This window comes from Paenibacillus sp. FSL A5-0031 (assembly GCF_001956295.1).
Taxonomy (GTDB): Bacteria; Bacillota; Bacilli; order Paenibacillales; family Paenibacillaceae; genus Pristimantibacillus.
Map to the genome: position 1 here is coordinate 104,229 of NZ_MRTD01000014.1, position 19,051 is coordinate 123,279.

General features: G+C 37.7%; 17 protein-coding genes. 8 read left to right on the plus strand and 9 right to left on the minus strand.

Annotated features, from left to right (window positions below; translation table 11 throughout):
- The first annotated feature begins 16 nt into the window (after positions 1-16).
- The 5 genes from BK120_RS23240 to BK120_RS23260 all read left to right on the plus strand — a co-directional run bounded on the left by BK120_RS23240 (position 17) and on the right by BK120_RS23260 (position 10,061).
- A complete protein-coding gene (locus BK120_RS23240; protein ID WP_144376831.1) occupies positions 17-5,677 on the plus strand; it encodes an Athe_2463 domain-containing protein in 5,661 nt (1,886 codons plus the stop codon).
- Between the two features lie 717 nt (positions 5,678-6,394).
- Positions 6,395-6,601 carry a hypothetical protein gene (locus tag BK120_RS23245; RefSeq protein ID WP_076269892.1) on the plus strand — a complete coding sequence of 69 codons (207 nt, stop codon included), beginning with the start codon at positions 6,395-6,397 and terminating at the stop codon, positions 6,599-6,601.
- Positions 6,598-7,554: a hypothetical protein gene (locus BK120_RS23250; protein WP_076269893.1), complete on the plus strand. Its 957-nt coding sequence runs from the start codon at positions 6,598-6,600 to the stop codon at positions 7,552-7,554. The genes BK120_RS23245 and BK120_RS23250 overlap by 4 nt, the downstream gene beginning before the upstream one ends.
- 7 nt (positions 7,555-7,561) lie before the next feature.
- On the plus strand, positions 7,562-8,047 hold the full coding sequence (locus tag BK120_RS23255) for a hypothetical protein (RefSeq protein ID WP_076269894.1): 486 nt from the start codon (positions 7,562-7,564) through the stop codon (positions 8,045-8,047).
- Entirely contained in the window at positions 8,034-10,061 is a 2,028-nt protein-coding gene (locus BK120_RS23260; protein WP_076269895.1) for a hypothetical protein, read from the plus strand. Before BK120_RS23255 ends, BK120_RS23260 begins: the two co-directional genes overlap by 14 nt.
- Positions 10,062-10,883: 822 nt before the next feature.
- Here BK120_RS23260 and BK120_RS23270 read toward each other — a convergent pair.
- From BK120_RS23270 to BK120_RS23295, 6 genes are all read right to left on the minus strand, one after another.
- Complete coding sequence (locus tag BK120_RS23270) at positions 10,884-12,170, minus strand: IS110 family RNA-guided transposase (RefSeq protein WP_076269994.1); 1,287 nt, start codon at positions 12,168-12,170, stop codon at positions 10,884-10,886.
- Positions 12,171-12,252: 82 nt separating this feature from the next.
- A complete protein-coding gene (locus BK120_RS23275) occupies positions 12,253-12,582 on the minus strand; it encodes a hypothetical protein (protein ID WP_076269897.1) in 330 nt (109 codons plus the stop codon).
- Between the two features lie 59 nt (positions 12,583-12,641).
- Complete coding sequence (locus tag BK120_RS23280) at positions 12,642-13,103, minus strand: hypothetical protein (RefSeq protein WP_076269898.1); 462 nt, start codon at positions 13,101-13,103, stop codon at positions 12,642-12,644.
- Positions 13,104-13,260: 157 nt separating this feature from the next.
- Complete coding sequence (locus BK120_RS23285; protein ID WP_076269899.1) at positions 13,261-13,923, minus strand: prepilin peptidase; 663 nt, start codon at positions 13,921-13,923, stop codon at positions 13,261-13,263.
- Positions 13,924-13,943: 20 nt separating this feature from the next.
- The gene (locus BK120_RS36515) at positions 13,944-14,180 is read right to left on the minus strand and encodes a YhjD family protein (protein WP_076269900.1); all 237 of its coding nucleotides are present in this window, start codon (positions 14,178-14,180) and stop codon (positions 13,944-13,946) included.
- A 90-nt stretch (positions 14,181-14,270) separates the two neighbouring features.
- A complete protein-coding gene (locus tag BK120_RS23295; protein WP_179089876.1) occupies positions 14,271-15,173 on the minus strand; it encodes a tyrosine-type recombinase/integrase in 903 nt (300 codons plus the stop codon).
- A gap of 653 nt (positions 15,174-15,826) precedes the next feature.
- On the opposite strand from BK120_RS23295, the gene BK120_RS23300 reads away from it, so the two are divergent.
- The gene (locus tag BK120_RS23300) at positions 15,827-16,027 is read left to right on the plus strand and encodes a hypothetical protein (protein ID WP_076269902.1); all 201 of its coding nucleotides are present in this window, start codon (positions 15,827-15,829) and stop codon (positions 16,025-16,027) included.
- Positions 16,028-16,449: 422 nt separating this feature from the next.
- On the opposite strand, the gene BK120_RS36450 is transcribed toward BK120_RS23300, so the two are convergent.
- The 3 genes from BK120_RS36450 to BK120_RS35490 form a co-directional block, all read right to left on the minus strand.
- The gene (locus tag BK120_RS36450; RefSeq protein ID WP_076269903.1) at positions 16,450-16,914 is read right to left on the minus strand and encodes a CBO0543 family protein; all 465 of its coding nucleotides are present in this window, start codon (positions 16,912-16,914) and stop codon (positions 16,450-16,452) included.
- A 335-nt stretch (positions 16,915-17,249) separates the two neighbouring features.
- Complete coding sequence (locus BK120_RS35485) at positions 17,250-17,393, minus strand: hypothetical protein (RefSeq protein ID WP_179089877.1); 144 nt, start codon at positions 17,391-17,393, stop codon at positions 17,250-17,252.
- Positions 17,394-17,803: 410 nt separating this feature from the next.
- Positions 17,804-17,974: a hypothetical protein gene (locus tag BK120_RS35490; RefSeq protein ID WP_179089878.1), complete on the minus strand. Its 171-nt coding sequence runs from the start codon at positions 17,972-17,974 to the stop codon at positions 17,804-17,806.
- A 290-nt stretch (positions 17,975-18,264) separates the two neighbouring features.
- Between BK120_RS35490 and BK120_RS23310 the strand changes: the two genes are divergently transcribed.
- Positions 18,265-18,537 (plus strand): hypothetical protein, encoded by a 273-nt coding sequence (locus BK120_RS23310; RefSeq protein WP_076269904.1) that lies wholly within the window; start codon positions 18,265-18,267, stop codon positions 18,535-18,537.
- Between the two features lie 156 nt (positions 18,538-18,693).
- Positions 18,694-18,915 carry a hypothetical protein gene (locus BK120_RS23315; RefSeq protein WP_076269905.1) on the plus strand — a complete coding sequence of 74 codons (222 nt, stop codon included), beginning with the start codon at positions 18,694-18,696 and terminating at the stop codon, positions 18,913-18,915.
- Positions 18,916-19,051: the final 136 nt, after the last annotated feature.

Here is a 19,051-nt window from a genome sequence, read left to right on the forward strand (position 1 = left end):
GAGGGTGTGAAGAAATTTGAAGCAAAAATATATACGAAGAGTTTCAGTAGTAATGATATTATCGATATTTCTATCCGTTACAGCAATGTTTATAAGCCCAACAAATGCAAGTGCTGCAACTGAAATACCACCATCCACTATAAACGGATTTGCTAATACTTGTGGCTATGTTCCTGCTCAGGATGGTCCTATACCTACAGGTATTAAACCCTGTTCAACACCAACGGCTTCGAAAAGTGTAGGATATAAATTTAATTCAGAATTTTATTATAAAGCTAAATGGGGTAATTTACCCGATGCTGTCCGTAATTTGGTAGTATACGGAACACCTTCTAGTGTGGGGAATATACAAGGGTTTAAAAATGGTTGGCAATCCGGTGGGCCAGAAACAGAGAAGAAAAATCAGGGACATTTCTATGTTAATGGTGAATACGGGGAATACCGCTATCTAGGGTTTACCGGAGATGGTATGTTGTTTTCAAATATTCATTTTATAGTTGATTCTAATTCAGGGAATGCGCTTCAAGGTAAGCATTGGGTTATAGAACCGTGGAAGGATCTACCTACCGGTTATAAATATAAACCAAAAGGTCCTGGTGCTATATATCAACAAAACGGCTCAAATTATGATAATGTTATGTTACCAAAATTTGATGATTTACGAGAAAATATAGCTCGCTCGATTGGTTTTACAATTACAAAAGGTGTTAGATATGCAGATAAATACGATGTATTGACATCTTCAAAAGATAACCTCGATCCACGAAATTACATGAGTATTGACCAAGCCCCAACTACACGCGAAGCTGGGTTTGGGAACATGTATCACTATTCTTGGGAAACTCACTCGCTCTGGTATCATACGTATGCATTGCAAAAGTTTGAACCTGATGAGAAGACAGCACCACCAGCCTCTTGTGCCGTAACTCCTGTAAACAATCAGCCGATTCCACTTGGAAAAGAAAGTAAAGTGAAAGTTCAGCTAAAAGTAACAGGGACTTTGAGTGATGCGATGATGATTGGCAGCAAACAGGCAGAGGCACTTTATTATACGCGTAAAGATGTATCATCATGGACTCTTTCAGCTGAAGGCACTGATAATACGACTAAAAAGATTTCATCTAAAAATGCAGGACAAGTTGTACTAAATAATAATTTGGGTACTGGTTTAATTACCGTAGAAATCGACACGAACAAAGTAAATAAAAGCAACCCGAAACAATGGAAGTATACAATAAATGCTGGATCTACAGCGTTCTTTTATAACAACACGGATAAAACACCATCGAGCGTAGATTCAAATTGCTCCGTTTCAATTACTTTTAAAAGTGATGGAAATAAAGGACCGATGTTGAGTAGTTTTGAGGTAGTACCACAAGTTCATTTTGAACAGAAGTCATCATTTACTAATGATCAAGTGGGTTATGTTGACCAATCTTATGGTAAAGATGTCGACTATTACACCTTCGAAATTTATAACGATAATGATAAAACAAAAGTGACAAAAACATTTAGTCCGGCCATACCGGAAGTAAAAGCTCCTAAACCTGGCTACTTGGACCAGAAGGCTGTAAATAATTTCTTATATGATTTTATTGCTTCCAAATTTCAAAATGAATCGGTAACGGAAGCAGTATCTAAATCTTTTCAGATCAAACAGACGATCGTCGATAAAGATTCATCTGTAAATAATACCTCGATTGATATGAAAACGATGGTTGTAATACAGGGCCCGAAAATGCCTCCTGTCTGCGGACCAGCAAATGAAGCACAGCCTCCAATACCGGCCTATATTTCTCCCAAGACAACTTGGGTATACGATTGGTATGATGTTGTGCCATTTCCTGTTCAAGAGGCTGCTCCTGATATGATCCCGTCGAAAATGTGTGGTACTCCGCCTGGTTATGATGAGTTTGATAAGAGAGTATATATCGACGGAAATGAAATCGATGCAAGCGACTTCTTTGATAGTCAATACGTATTTGGAGAGCCTAATACAGGTATAAGAGAAGTTAAGGTTACTTATACTGCTCCTGACGGTGCTGTATCTCATAAAACGCAATATGTAGTTATACATGAAACGAAACCGCGTGTGGCCATTAAGCTTGAAGGACTATATAAAGAAAATCGCACTATGAAAGCTTTCGATGAATCTGCTGCAAGTAACGATCAATGGACTGAGCAAAATGCACCATTAAAAGTTACGTCATTTAGCTATAAGGCTCCGCAAGATCCAAACTTGAAATGTCGAGTAGGTTTTTGTGAAGATAATCTAAAAGAAAAAATGTACATGTATAAGAGCCCAGGAGTTTATAAAATGAGTATTGCTGCAGAACGGGTCATTAACTACCCTGGGGGTTCAATTACACGCTATTCCGATCCTTATGAAGTAGAATATGAAATTCAGCCTGACCATAAACCGGCGATCATAGCTCATGCTTATAATTCTCAGATTAGTCGCTTAGATCAACTTCAACTAAATTATCAAGTTGAAAGTACCGACGGCGATATTATCTCGGAAAAGCATATGAAGATTTATTACGATTCTGACAATGACGGTACATTTGATCAACTTGTTTATGAAACCAAAGGCGAAGTTACCAATCTTCCGAAGTTTGGAAAATTAGGTCAGTACAAAATTGTGGTTGATGCTAAAGAGAGCACAAACCAGGAGCGGCTAATGGAATTCACGTCTCCTTCGGACGACCGAACACATACGCAGGAAAGCTTTTTCTTTATTGATAATTATGCACCTGCGAGTGAATTGTACATTGATGTTCCTGTCGAAAAGCCGGATATGGATATATTCTTTCTTTTGGATTCGGCTTTGACTCAATCCAAAGCAGACTATGTGAAAAATAATAAAGTCACAATAACTAATGCCTTTACTACAAGTAACATGCTTGCCAACGTAGGTATTTGGGACATGAAGACATATACTTATGAGCAACCAGGCAGCACTACAAATAATTCCGGAAACTCTTATCCGCCGGATTCGGTCGTTTATACGAGCGAAGGAGGTTACTCTGGTACACTGTTGAGAACGAGTGTATCAAATTCTCCTTATTCAAGAGATGAGGGGAGATTCGTTTCTGTAACAGATAGCAAGACAGCTAACAGTTCATGCTCTAATACCGTTACAGCATCATATGACAAGGATGGTAAACACTCAGGGAGCACATCAACCAGCGAATGTCCTGGAAGTCAATCCTATAGCGATGGATCGTATTCGGGAACTTTGACTCTTACCGGAAAATCTAGTACGGGATCATGTGGTGCGACTGGTCCTAAAAACGGTACTTGTTCAACGTCTTGGACTGCCTCTTACTCTGGTACTGTGTATTGGACTCATGATGTATGGTCACCAAATATGGTTTCATATAACAACTATACCGGATTTTACAGTGGGTCCATTTACAAAGATATTAGGCAGCCATATGATGCATCGTTTCTCCGAGCTGTAAAAGGCAAGTATGTTGTATATATATCAGATAATACAATCTCACAGCTATCTGATTTACAGTATATTATGTCGAAGCAAAACTCGAAATTGATTTTACTTGGCCAAAGTGGGATTACATCACAGATTGCTCATGATAAGTATCTACAGAACAACAAAGACATTGGCGAAATGATTACTAATGTGATCTCTTATATTGCAGAAAGTAACCCGGCAATACCGCGGGTGCTTAAACTGGCTGGTGAACCCGTTGAGACAAGAATAGCGAGCTTTGACTATGAAGGAGATCCAATGCCGGCGGCGATGGATGTCCTGCAGATTATACAGGATGTTAATCATTTTGATAACTCTATGGGGTTTGATACCTTTTCGGGAAAGAATATTATTGCAACAAAAAGTGAAGCGAATTGGTCACCGTATCAAGCTAGTGTGACATTAAACAAGCCAGGGAAGTATACTTTTATCCGCAAATTAAAGGATCTACCAACGACTGATCCAAGGTTCCCTGGGTACGACTACTATTCTAATGAGTCTGTAGTTGAAGTTTTCGTACATCGTAAACCAATTGCTGATGTAACGTTGGATTTTGATTACCTTACGGCGTCCAACACATACCGAACAACGTGGGTGGATATGTCATACGATCTCGATCATAATATTACGCGAGCTGCTACTGATCGTGGAATTCAGGATCGAACGATAAAGTTCACTAGCCAATCAACCGGTGAGGTATTCTCTAAAATTCCTGATTCTTTACCGCCAGGTACTTATGTACTGGATTATGCAGCTCAAGATATTGAGGGAGTTTGGTCAGATCCGGTAAAGCGTACATTCGTTCTACCTGACGCTGTTCCAGTGCAGTTTAAAAGTAATTTACGTACGACTAGTAGTAGTTTTTCCCTTGCCAGTATCCCTGCCAGCGAACAATTGACAGCTTTTAATATGTGGACTCGTTATCCCTACTCTGTTAATTTGACTTTGCAGATGCCTCCTGGTGGCGGTCGTATTAATCATAGTATCCCATATTACTCAGGCTCGAAGAATGGTAACGATATCTCATGGAACGATGTTACCTTGACTATACCTGATACAACGCCTGATGGTTTTTATAATTTCCGAATTCAGGCAAATGGTTCAGTTGCAGGATCAGTAGCCTATAATGATTTTGGTGTAAATGTTTTTACGCCGATTAATTTAAGACCAACGAGACCCGTAGAAAATGAATTATATGTTGTAGGGTACCCGGCTACATTGTCTGCTACGACAACGAAATATCCATCTACCACTGAAGCTATATTGTTTTATGGAACGCCTTATGCAAGAACGGTAAACCTTTCATCAACCAGTACAGGTTCAGGTAAAACTTGGAGCTACTCATATGGTTCTTTCCCAAGTGTGCCTAATGGAAATTACATTGTTCGTTTCACGGCGACAAATCCGAGTGGCAAGTCGGAATCCGTTAACGTTGTATTCAATGTTACTTCTAATACACCGCCTTACGGATCGTTCAAAACATACACGTATGATGCAAATAACACGTCTATGCCTAAATTTGAAGGTGATACGGTTCATATTGATCCGGTTGGAATAGGAGACGATCAGCATGATACTTTGGATGTGAATTATACAGTACTGGATCCAGACGGGATTGTGGTGTTGAACAAGAATTATGTTTGGCAATATCCTTATCCAACATCTGGAGGGCCGACACTCGTTGCTAGTAAAGTAGGAACCTATAAAGTAACTCAAACTCTGAATGATAGAAAGGCGCCGTCAGTAATTACGAGCGGCAGCTTCAATGTCCTACCACTTGGTATTGCTGGATCAGTAACTCATACACCAAAATGGGAAGAGAAACGAATCGCTTACAACACAGAAAACCCTACCAAACCACGCTCAGTCGATACATTTTGGGCTGGAGAGGAGTTCATACTTGCATCTAATGTAACGAATACCGGAACTTCATGGGTAAAAGCAAACAGGGTAATCGTGGAGCTAATAGGACAGGGAGTAAAAGTAGACCTTTCAAACATAACCTCTGGAAGTTTGAACTGGGCTGGATCAATGTGGAAGAAGAATTTTGATGATCTTCCAGATGGAAATTATAATTTCCTTTTTACTGTCACTTACTCAAATAGTGTAATAAAAACGACAACTGTAACCATACGAATTAAAGACAGCATTTGGGATGTAACTAAAACACATTTAACACATTAAGATACTCAAATAAAAATGACCTTGGATTCTCTACCGAGAATTAAGGTCATTTTTATTTTGAGTATTTCTTCAATTTGGGACTACTCTTGCTAAGTATTGTTTTAAGTCAACGTGCAAGATTGAATCAGTAGTGGACGGTTGGTTCCATACCAACGATGACTTTGCTCACTTGATACGATTTGAGTAAATCTTTAATCCAGCGATGGAACAGTTGAAAACCGTCATCGTGGCTGCCGAACTCTAACGGCGACCATAGCTAACCGCACGAGCGACGTGAGCCTCTTGAAACCAGATGCAAAGAGGAAGTGTTTTCAATGAATTGATTCATAATAGAGCGACCTCCTGATGTAGGAATTCAACTGTAGACCGGTTACGTACTCCATCGTACAGAGGCGCTCTTTTTTATTCAAAGTCAAAATTAATGAATCTAGAGGAATTCTAACGGTTAACGTTAGAGATAAGAAGAATAATTGAAGATGATTCATTTAAAGCGTTTTTATCCTCAAGATACTTCAAAATATCGAGTGGTAGGCGTGCCTATTAAGAATGGAATCATCAAGAATAAATGGATACTTTGGTCTTTAAGCTCGAGCACCTGCTTGGGCTTTTTGTTATTTACTAACTAACTAACTATTAATTAATAGTTAATTGTACTTTTGACTTACCGATGGTAATATGAGGATTTATAGGGAATGTTTTGAGTGAGGAGCTGAGACAATGATTACTACAGTGCCTCGTGAAAATGACCAACTCTTCTTTATTGATAAAGAGGTGATTATTGTTAAGGTGTATCTGAATTTTCAATTGGCAAAAGTTCGTTACCTTAGTACTACGGATACGTTCATGGTGGATTTTCATGTACTACAACCATACGTTGATGAAAGAAGTTCATTATCCATATCATTATTAGGTGGGGTTTTATGATTTTGAAGTTTATAGACACTCCTTTAGACGGGAAGTCCTGGGAAAAATTAATGAACTCATGTTATAGAATGAAGTTTCAAGATGAGCATTTCACAGAGATACCGGCTGTTTATGGAGGTGATGCCGGTATAGAAGGATTTACACGGAAAGGAAGGGTTTATCAATGTTACTGTCCTGAGCGTGGATACACAGATGATGATTTACATGGCCATTTAAGAGATAAGATGACCAAAGATATCGGTAAATTAACGACACCAAAATATGCAGACAGATTGAGAGGTCTAGGGGTGCCGGCAATTAAAGAATGGCACTTTGTTATTCCTGAATATAAAGATTCAAGGATTATATCGCATGCAGAAACCAAGCGAAAAGAGGTTATCGCTTTAAAAAATGCTGACCCAAGTAATTATGATTACATAGATGACGATTTCATTATTGTGATTAAGCAGGCAGAAGATTTCAAAGTTGAAATATCTAGGATGATTAGGACAACATTGACGGATATGCAGCTTAATATTGCAATTCACCATACAACTGCTGCTCCAAATTGGTCACAATGTGAATCAGAGAAAGTTAACAACATTAAGAGAAAAGTGAAGGCTGTTATGGGCGATGTTGATGAATCGGATGAAGATTATATTGACCTAGTCAACATGTATATTAATTCGTATATTAATGGAATTGAAATTATGAAGGTACTTCGGGTTTCCTATTCCGAAGTTTACGAAGAAATATTTATATTAGAGCAATCATATAAAAAGCAAGTATCGTTTAAAACTAGGATGAATACGAATAGTTCTATTAACGCACAGCTTTTCAATGAAATTCTTGATGATTTTCAAAAAAAATTGGAGCAGTTTAAATATCTAAATATGGCTTCCATTATGGAACTGAAAATAGACCTTATTAGTGGCTGGCTAGCTGATTGTTCTATGCAATTTAGAAGTAGGTGAGTAATCAATGAATGATAAAAACTACATAATTACTGAAGAAATCGTATTTGAAGCGAAACCAGACGCTGTACCCTACAATTATCGGATAAGCTACAAGATGGCTCAACTATGCTTGATAATGGAAATGTGTAGTCGTGGTGGGTGCTCCTTATTAAAACTGCATATGATTTCAATTGGCCTTAGTACCACACAAGATATGGAAGTACTAAAGGAGTTAGCATATGACCGGATTGTAAGTTATACCGTTGTTCGCTTTGACCCTGCTGTTAACCATGCTATCCGATTTGCAGTCGCTGATGGCTTAATCATTCAACAGCAAAATGGTTTATATAAGCTGACCAATGTGGGAAAGAGCTATGTGAAAAAGATCATCAAAGACGTTCAATTATTGAAGGATGAAAAACGTTATTTATCTTCATTATCGACAATGCTAACAGAAGATAAAATAAAAGCTCTTACATCTTTGTGGAGGTATTCCAGTGCTGAGAATTAACCGGGTGAAAATTCAAATCAATACGAGTAATGGATCATACGGATATGATGATACACTTACGGATGGATTAAATATAATAGCAAGTGAAGACAACACGAGTGGCAAGAGCTCTGTTATTGCTGCTATTTATTATTCTCTGGGTTTTGAAGAAATCATTGGCGGGAAAGGTGAGAAAGTTCTTACAGCAGTCTACAAGACAGCTATTGAAGACGGAGAAGATGTCTGGCCAGTTCTAGAGTCAGGAGTTTATCTTGAAATTCATAATGGAAAAGAAACAATTACAATTTACCGTTCTGCTACGATGGAAGGTAGAGATAATAGGCTTGTTACCGTCTATCACAGCGAAATGAGTAACATCAAAAAATCAGGTGTAGTAGTTGAAGACATGTATGTTCATATGCCTAATTCAGCGGTAAATGTAAAGGGATTTCACACTTTTTTAGAACGCTTTTTATATATTGAGCTACCCCTAGTGCCAGCCGCCGATGATGGGACAAGAAAACTATACTTACAATTGATTTTTGCTGCAATGTTTATCGAGCAGAAGAATGGTTGGTCGAATATTATGTCAGGGATGCCGTTTTTAGGCATCAGAGAGTCAAAAAAACGTGTTTTAGAGTTCATATTGCGCCTGGATACTTTGGAAAATGAAAAGAAGAAAGACTCTTTGAGAACAAGAGATAGCAGTATAAAGTTTCAATGGGACACTATAATAAAAGAGTTAAATATTCTTGTATATAGAGAAGCCTGTAATCCTAAAGGCTTACCTATGTTTCCTCAAATATTATCTGAAGAAGATTTATCAAATATGTTCATTAAAAAAGATGGTGTGGAGATAGAAGAATATATTGAAATGCTTCAAGAGCAGTATAATAATTTAACAGTTTTAAAGCCCAAAATTGTAGACAATTTCGAAGAAATCCAAGTAGAACTGAATGCTACGGAAAGCTCAATTCAAGAATTTGAGCGAGAGTTATACAGAAATAGAAGTTTACAACACTCAGAAAAAAGTATTATAGATAAATTAACAAGTAACCTTGAGATTATTGAAACTGACATTAAAAATAATAAAGATGCAGCCAGATTGCGAACACTTGGTTCGGAACTGGATTTAATGACTTCAAAAGATACATGTCCAGTTTGTAGTCAACCCATACAGGATACGTTAATACCCGATTCTGGTTATATGCAAGTCATGAGTATCGATGAAAACATCAGACATTTGAATGCTCAAAATGAAATGCTTGAATTTGCGCAGAATAGTCATAAAAGAAATATGGAGAAGATACAGGAGAGAATTAAGCAGTTAGAGAATAGCATACTTTCACTTCGTAGTATGGCTAAATCTTTGCGGAATGACTTATATTCTATTAATGAAAATATATCGGAATCCATCATTCATAAGAAATTACAGTTAGATGCTGAAATGAATAGTCTTCAACGGTTATCCGATTTCTTTAATGCTCAGAAACAAAAGCTAAAGGATTTGTCTAATGATTGGAAAGATTATTTAAAAGACAAAGCCGACCTTCCAAAAAAGAAATTTTCTGATTCAGACGAAGAAAAAATTAAGATTTTAAGAAATCATTTCATCGGGAGCCTTACACAGTTTGGCTATAAAAGTATACCGAATTTAAATCAAATTGACATATCAATGGATTCATATCTTCCTGTTATCGAGGGGTTTGATATGAAGTTTGACTCCTCAGCGAGTGATAATATAAGAGCGATATGGTCATTTGTGCTATCCCTATTAGAAACATCTAATGAAAAGTCAGGAAATCACCCAGGGACTCTTATCTTTGATGAACCAGCACAACATAGTATCGTTAGTAGTGACGTAGAAAAGTTTTTTAATCATATCATTAAGTTGAAAAATTGTCAGGTTATTATAGGTATGACGATAAGGGATAGTGATACACGACAGGCTATCAATAAGTTACCATCAAACAGTTTTAATTTGATTAAAGTGCCATATAAAGCTTTTAAGAAATTCTCTGCTGATAGTGAATAAGCGATTGGATAGGAATATATTTATTAGTTTTAAGTATAATACATTATCGGTTTATAGTTGATTCAAACACACTTTTTTCAGATGACTATTGAAGAGAGTGTGTTTATTTTGTTACGCATTCCTATGACCTTACCCCGAATAGATGGACACAAAGAAAACCTCTATAATAAATCATTGAGGGGTTCATGTGACGGTTTAGGACTGGGTAAAGTTGTATAAACAAGACGGCGAACATTCATTTCCCGGCGGTGGAAATCTTAAAGCAGAAGCTATCCATAAGACAGGTCGCGTCTTTATTCCACGCGACTTTTCAAATTGTTATACCGCCAGACTTCATAAAAAATATAAGTATTAGACTGGTCATAGAAATTGGAACAGCGACATCCAAGGACGAGAAAATAAAGTCTTAGACTGTCGCTGTTTCTTTGAACTAACGTTCCCCGTCCCTCGGTTTTAAGGATTTATCTCACATATACTCACTCATTCGCAGGATTTCGTCACCTTGGATCATGTCCATCTCAGGAAGCAACGCAGTTGATGCCGGTTGAGGTGGTGGGCTGGCATGCGGAAATAGAGGAACACTTAGGAAATATTCCCCAGGCTATCTCTACTGCACACATACTCCACATGATCCCTGGAGGTTCACCCTCCCAAATCTCAACGGGTCAATGCCCTTACATTCCTTCGTTATACCTGTCCAAGGTGTGGAGACCGATAGCGTTTAGCGGATGGGTCAGAGCCCTTATGGGGAACGAACTCGGTCCTCCGTGCTTTCTTTTTGAAATCCTGCGAATGAGTCAATATACGTGATTGTTACTTAACTTAAGCTGCTTCTGCCCATGCAACAACGGTTTTCTCTGGCGTGAACTTTTCTCCTCGTTGTACAATACCAACTAGAATTCGTGCCAGCTTTCCTATTAACTTAAATATGGATTGCTGCTTTTTCATCTTCTTTTCTTGTACATTATGCTCATGCAGATGACGGAACACGGGGTTATTCCAAACGAGCTGAACCGTCGCGAGATAGAGATATTTTCGCAAGGCGGAGTCTCCTCGTTTCGAAAGAACAATTCGTCCTTTTCGCTTTCCTGACGTACTTTCAGCCAAATTTAGGCCAGCTTTCCGTAATACCTGACGTCCATGCGCATACTGGCTCAAATCTCCTGTGCCTGCTAGTATGGCCGCGGTGAAGATCTTCCCGAGACCTTTTATGGTGCGAAGCTGCTGCGCCATAGGAATCTCAGAAAGCAGAGCTTCGATGTCCTTTTCAATCTGTTCAAGCATGGTGGTAACTCGTTCATATTCTTCAATGAGCCGTATTAAATCTGCCTTCGATTCTTCTACAGCGGTTCGATCTCCGACACTGCGTTTAGCATGAGCGATGAGCTGTGCAGCCTTCTCAATCCCCGTAGAACCCCCAGCGCGCTGCATATGAGTTCTCCAAGCACGGATTACATCCGGTATTGCATACGTCTCCAAATCCTGTGGGCAAGGGAATGTCTTGAGGGTCGCCAGTGATCGCTTACAGGTCCAGTCTTTGAATACGGATGGATACTCAGGAAAGCGAATGTCCAGCCAGCGTATGATTCGATTCTGCAAGCGTACACTGTTCGACACCCAGAATTCGCGATCACTCATTATGGTCCGTAAGCGTTGAAACACAAGCGATTGACGCGTGTACTCGTAGTAGAAGCCCCGACTTACTGAATCTGCGATGATAAGTGCATCTTTGGGATCATTTTTTGATGGACTGTTATCCCGGTTTTCTTTGTTTCTCTTGGTCGTAGCAGGGTTAACCATAACTATGTGTAATCCCTTATCTGCTAACCAGTTGGCCAGGTTAAACCAGTAATGGCCGGTTGGCTCCATGCCGATGATGAGCTTCTTTAATCGGTGTTTCTGCTGTAACTCCGTCATCCAGCGGTTCAATTTTTCAAAGCCTTCAATGCTATTTGAGAATGAGAGATGTCGTTTGGAAACCACGATCCCTCGGAAATTCGTAGCTTGTGCTACATGCGTTTCTTTGGCCATGTCGATCCCTACGACGATATGCGAGGTGGTAATTCGTTCAATCCGTTGATTTTGTGCGTCTGATTGCTTAAACTTCATAGTAAGAGCGCCTCCTTGATGTGTTGTAGACAAATCCATCATACCGAGGCGCTCCTTTTTTGACAAAGGCTATTTCTTAGCCTTAACAGGAATGTTTAGTTGAACGAACAATTTCATTTATCTTTTCATTGAAAACTTTATTATAGAATTCATATTTCTCTGGAAGTCGATTTCTTAAGTAATCCCAAAACCATTTTTCATCAAATTCATCTGGTCTGTTAACAATCAAATCAGGTAAGTTATGAAAAACATCGGCAATATTGTTTATTTCAATCACATTATTTTTAGCCTGGACCCAAGATGCAGGATTCCACCATTTAATACGATGAGTATAAGAAGCGCTCCGAATATCTAGAAGAACACAATACAATAAATATACGTAGGCTCTTTCTTTGAAAGTCTCCGTCTTCAATCACTCCCCAACCGCGCGGCGACAGCTCCCTAGTTGTTGTGCTATCGTTCCTCGTTAGTTCAATTTTTTTTTGTAACGAAACCCTTTAGTTTTAAGTAATTGTTCGTTGGGAAATCATAGTTAACCCACTTTTCTTTGTAGCCTTCCTTACCATGTAGACTCAACAATAAATCAAGCGCTTGTACTACTGCCTCTGAAAATTCCAATATCGAACAAGACTCATTCAGTTCAATAACCAGTTGTTTTTTGTTTCGCAAATTCTCAAATGACATAATCTGAACGTGCAATAAATCATCAATCTTTCTGAATTTCCAAACGGTTCCACCAGGTTCTTCATTCCATTCAAATTGTGAATTTGAAACAGGGAATGGACTGAGCTCTGGATTAAGTAAAATCAGAGCCTTTAACATCTCATCAAGAGCATCCGTGATATAACTTGTTGCAAAATAAAAGGTATTTGAGTTCATTTCAATGAATCCACTAGCCCAACCTCTTCCGGTAAGTTCATATTTGAACCTCAAAACTCCACCTCGCCTTTAACAAGAAATTCCCCTTCATTATTTCGGGGTTTCCTCCACGCATTCCTGCCAGTTAGCTTAACACCATGCAATACATCAGTATCAATCGTTTTTATTAAGAAGTTTAGGGAGCCGGCGCGTGACCGGTTCGAATCCGTAATTAGAAAAGGAGACTAATATATACTCTTTGAATAATATTAGAACCCCATATATAACTGATAAAAGTAGCACCTGAGATGATTGGCCCAAAGGGTAGAGTAGAGGTAGGTACTTTTCGACGTATTACTAAAAAGAAAATCCCAATAATGGTGCCAACGAAACAGAAGATGAGGAATGACAGCAGTGTGAGTTTTAATCCGAGTACTAAGCCCGTTAACAATAATAGTTTAATATCGCCATCGCCGAGTGCGTCTTCGTTTATAAGAAATCCACCAATAATTTTAATAAGGTAGAAAATTCCACCGCCAATTAATGCAGCAAGCAAATAGTCCCAATATGGGAGTGGGCCAATAAATATCCGTAGACCTGCAGCTATTACAATACCCGGTAAAATAATTTTATCTGGAATAATCAAATGGCGCCAATCGCATATGGAAATTGTGAGAAGAGCGGTGACGAATGGGATGGCGATGAACCATTCACTAGAAAGATCCATGAATATTGCAATGCTGCTGAAAGCTAACGCAGCTAAGACCCTCACTAGAAGAAAAGAATATATAGATTCAATGCCTTCATTTCCATAACGCCTTGAAATAGAGCTCATCCATCCACCTAGCCAAAAACCAATAGCTGCTGAGAAAATGTATAGGACAGTTGTAATCATAATTGAATTCCTTTCTGTATCTATTCCCTTAGTAAGCCTATAAGGTCCTGTAGGTGAATATCGCACGCAATCTTAATTATTGAGGGTAGTACATCTATTTGTTGTTCGTACCCATTTGATGTATATCGACAATGGATACCTTCTTTGGTTACAAGTTCAAGAATTTTTATCTTATGATTTTGCATTTGTTGGCGTGTAATTCTTTGTTCTTCCTCGATTTTAATAATAGTCTCAAAGTAGAGAGATATTGTGTTCATAGAGCTTATCTCCCTTAAGAACTATCGGCAATAAGAAACCAACTATATGTCGGATTACAATTTCACGTTCATTGTTATTAGATCTCATATTTAGTCTCTATCCTCATAACCAGGAATATCAACAAATTCACTGACATCATTTTCTTTTTTTATATCACGTGCGAGATAATTATCTTCTGTAGTACGGCTCGTAGAATGATCAAGTGTTTTAGCAATCTTATCTACTGAAGCTCCGCTGTTATAAGCGGAGCGGGCAAAATAATGTCGAAAATAATGAGCTGTCGTTTTTTGATTTCGCTCCGTCAATAGATTGGCTGCAGCCAATTTTTTCGTCACGATGGCGGACAAGCTAGTAAGTAGGTAACGCTTCCCATTCCGGTTCGGGTAAAATGGGGTTTCGTCATACGGATCGATGATAATGCTTAATCCTAGTCTTTTTCGATATTCCAATAATGCTTGTAATACATATTTCTTGATATGTGCATGACGTTCACCGCCACGTTTTGTATTAGTTCGTACATAATATTTTTTTCTAATAGAGTCGAAGTAAAGGTCTTTCCAGTCTGGTGTAATGATCTCATTAATTCGTAATCCTGTAGTGGCCAGGAGCAGCAGAAGGCTTAAGAACTTCGGATCGTTTTCATAAAAATGAATAGCTGCCTGCAGAGAAGAAGGGGATATTTCACGATCAGGAATTTGATTCTTATCTATGATAATACATGTTAGCCCACGACTTAGATCTCGCTTTAAGTAGTTCTCATCAAAACACCAAGTGAGAAAGGAGGAAAGAATAGCAATTTTTTTCGATTGAGTTTTTTTCTTTGGGTATTTAATTTCAATCCACTCTTGGTATGCCTCGATCTGCGATCGTTTAAGATGACGAATATCAGATATTGAGTTCCCAATGACCTGCCTTAAAAACTGAAGGAGCTCTCGAGCATACTCAATTAAGGTTCTTTTCTTTCGGCTCCCATTCTTCCTATGTAGGAACATGTAGACCATACCTACATTTGAAAGAGGTTCGTAATTGTATTCTCCATGTTCATTTTCTGAGTCTGTGATGGATGAATGAATCAGTGAATAGAAGTTGTGGTCTGTTAGCTTATGTATGAGTTGTGGATCACTTTAAGATTCATGTATTGGCATATTAATATTCGAATACTTAAATAGAGAGGGAGTGTCATTCAAATGGTGCACATCCTTTATAGTAAAATTCATAAAGATAGTATATCAAAGTCGTTTTACAAAAGTATTAGTATAAACAATTTAATATAAAAACAACTGTAAAGAAAAAATAATAGATAATTAGTTTTTGTTTAAATAGGTTTTCATATTTAGTAGAATATATTATCTTAAGTTCGAATATGTATATTCATCCAAGAAGAATTCAATAACATTTCCAAGTTAATAGGTATGAAGATTAGACCTTATATGATACAATTGACGTATATATACTAATTAATATATTACTATATATGTATCAATGTTCAAACTCCATTAATAAATATTAGCAAGAAGTAGATGAAGAGCAACTGCTCTCGAAAAAGGATAGAATAACGAAATCAGTGAATAGGGGGCATTAGAGGATTGTGCATTAACATTGAAGCCCTTTTAAGGATGATACCAATGAATAGGAGCGACCATTAATGGGTGTTTGGATTGTAAATGGTTCACTTACGATTATCGCATTAATTGTTCTCTTTTTAATTATTAAGAAAAAGATCAATTATAAATCTAAGTTTCAAAAAATTATCATCGTTTCTGTACTTGGATTGTCTGCATTTATGAATCTCATAGCTATTGTTGGTTATGTTACAACAGGAGATCCGCATTTAATATTTCCGTAGCTGTTGCATACTTAATAGCTCTGGACGAACCGCGATGCAGCGTCGCGTTACTTGGTGATATGATACAATACATTAAAATTCGTATATTGCCTTGTTAAAACCCTCATTTGAAAGGGGCGATACCAGGTTGTGGGCCCCCCAGCCGGCTGATCCGAGCTCCTGCAGGAGACCAGCAGGGGAATCTGGAAAGTAAAACAAGAATTTAAAAGGGGGGATTATTTGATGAAATTCTTAATGTACTTACATGGTATAGCAATGTTCGTAGCTATAGTTGATTTAATTGTAAATAGACGTCTTTTTAGTCAAGGAGAATATAGTAAACTTTTTATAAGAATAGCTATTTTAATGACGTTAGTATTTTTAATACCATATATATGGTATTGATGCTGTACTCCAAACGATGCAGCATATTGAATATTGTATTACTTCACAACTTCAATATGCACTTTAGCAATTATCCATGCTGTTATAACACATAGATACCCAATTATATAGGAAATGAATGTCCAACCTATATTCCATCCGTTTCCGTATGCTACGAATCCAAATAGAAGGGCCGTATATTCAAGGATAGTAGTGAGTAAGCAGAAAATCAAAAAAATGATAAATGGGTGGAGTCGAAAAGTTCTTTTAGAAAGTGTGTAAATTAATAAAGAACCTAAAACAGCGTATAAGCCTAAATCCATTGGTAAATCGGAAATAGTTTCAATTCTTTTGAAAGTAGGTTTAAAGTTCCAAAAACCAAAATAGATGCCGATTGTATTGATCGTTATTGAAATTATTGCCGTTACAGGACTAATGACAATAAATAAGATAGGTTGTTTTCGAACCATGGACGATGCTAAAACCCAAGGAATTATGAAGCCAAAAATAATATTGTAAAGCATTTTTAGTTTCACTCCGTAATTAAAGTTATTATATGAAGTTTCGTCATAAAAGCGTGTAGATATTCAATTAACTTTATGTTCAAGTCTGAATACTATGTAGCCTGTAACCTTGCAAAGAAATAAAAAAACCTCCTGGAGGTTGGAGGGTAAGTGAATTGAGATGTCAGAGAGTATGTATCCCCCAATTATATATCCATGAATGAATTTTTGGGGGAGGAAGGTTTTGAAATAATGCACACTAAATTATATGCGACTCTAACAAGTAACGTGTTTAAATAGCCACACAACTTTTGATAAATATTAAGTAACTTGGGAAAAAGGAGGGAGGACATACCTTAGTCCTCCGGCGTGCGGTCAAGGCGTGTGACTGAAGTTGAGTCGCCCTCTAGTACTTCTTTGTTTGTTGCTTTTTCTTCGAGTTCATCATGTGTATTCATACCTGGGGCGATTGTTTCATCGTCAAACTGATTTTTATCCATCACCTTCACCTCTAAGGATAGTATTGTCCAAATGGCATTTAGAAATACATGGGAGGGTTTTATATGAGCGTAAGCGCAATTGCATTCAAAGCCAAGAACAAATTTTGTGTGATGGTATCTAGTGTGGCGATTGGGACGATGATTGGCTGGACACATTGGTCATTTCAGATGCCACACTGATTATCCGTAACGATTTGAGCAAACCGGATGAAAAGGACATTGAGGATTTTTACAAGTTTATAGCGCCTCTCCCAATGAGTAACGACGTGGTCTTCATCAAACATACGATCCAGTAGCAGTTGAATTGACCGAAGAACAGCTTAACATCGTCCGTGAGAGAAACGATTGTTTGAATCAAAACAAAAAGACCGGACAGTTTTTTGTCCGATCCTATGGGAAATTAGATTAAATCAATCCATAGTCCCATGTAACTGCCAATAAAGCTGAACCAATTGCTTTTCATACATGAAATGCTTTTGGTAGAAATAAATATGTTTTTCTGGGTCCATATGTTCATAAAACTTTGCCAATGTTCCATACAGACTAGTTAATTGAAGAAGTTGTGCCAATCGTGGATCCACAAGCATCTCTCCCTCTGAATAGGTTTGAAATCAGCATATGTGGAGTAGGCATTTGGGGTGCATAGGTGGTTTAGTAACGGGCCCACTTGAATTAAATTGTTGTTTTATAACGTTAACGAGCTTTAACGATAGAACATATGTAGCATTTATGTTTTCTTCCTTTTAGTCGCTTCAAATTTTCACAATAAACACATTTCATGGCGTAGCTCACCTCCGTGTGATATTATGCCCGATGGTCGTAAATGAATATTCTTGAATAATGAGGAACCTCGAATGAAGAGGTTTGTAAAATGAAAATGGAGGTCATAAACAGTATGTTTAATGAAATAAGGAGGCTGTTCAAAAAAAAGCAAAAGCCTGTAGAACAGACAAAGAATCCAGTGTATATTCCTCCACGAATGAAAATGGATTGCGATTGTTCGGGAAAAGTGGAAATAAGGGATTTTGATAAAGGTCTTGGCTGCTGGTATGTCACTCGAGAGTGTGAACCCTGTGAGTATTATTGGGAAGGCCCGATATATATGTATGATGATCCTGCCCGATTTGGATCGACACAGGAATAGAAGTGTTGTAGTTGAAGTTATGAAAAAATATACGATAGAATGGCTACATTGGACAACGAAGAAAATAATGTTCTAGAATGACTGTTGATTCTACAAGGTTTTAGGGTGAAAAACAAAGGGGAGTTTCTTATGCTTAGTAAGAAAGTGAAATAGGCAATGTTAATTTTGTCCACTATGCTTTTCGTTATTTTGCTTGTTTCACAAACGAATAATTGGTTTGCTCTCAGTTCTCCAAGCGGTGAGGTGTTATCTTCATTGTTGGCCTTAGCTGTTACAATTTTAATTATTGATTTGGCATTTAAGGAAAAAAATAAATCTGAATTTGGCAGTCTACATACATTGATAAAAAGCCAAAAGCAATTGCGTATGCAGGCGTAGGTTTGATTGTAAATCTATCAGCAGTTTGTCTATTGATTCCACAAGTCTAGTCGCATAATTAAGAATCAGCATGTGAATGCGTTTTCCATTGTTGTATATTAGTATACTAATATATATGCAACTATTGTAGACGTTA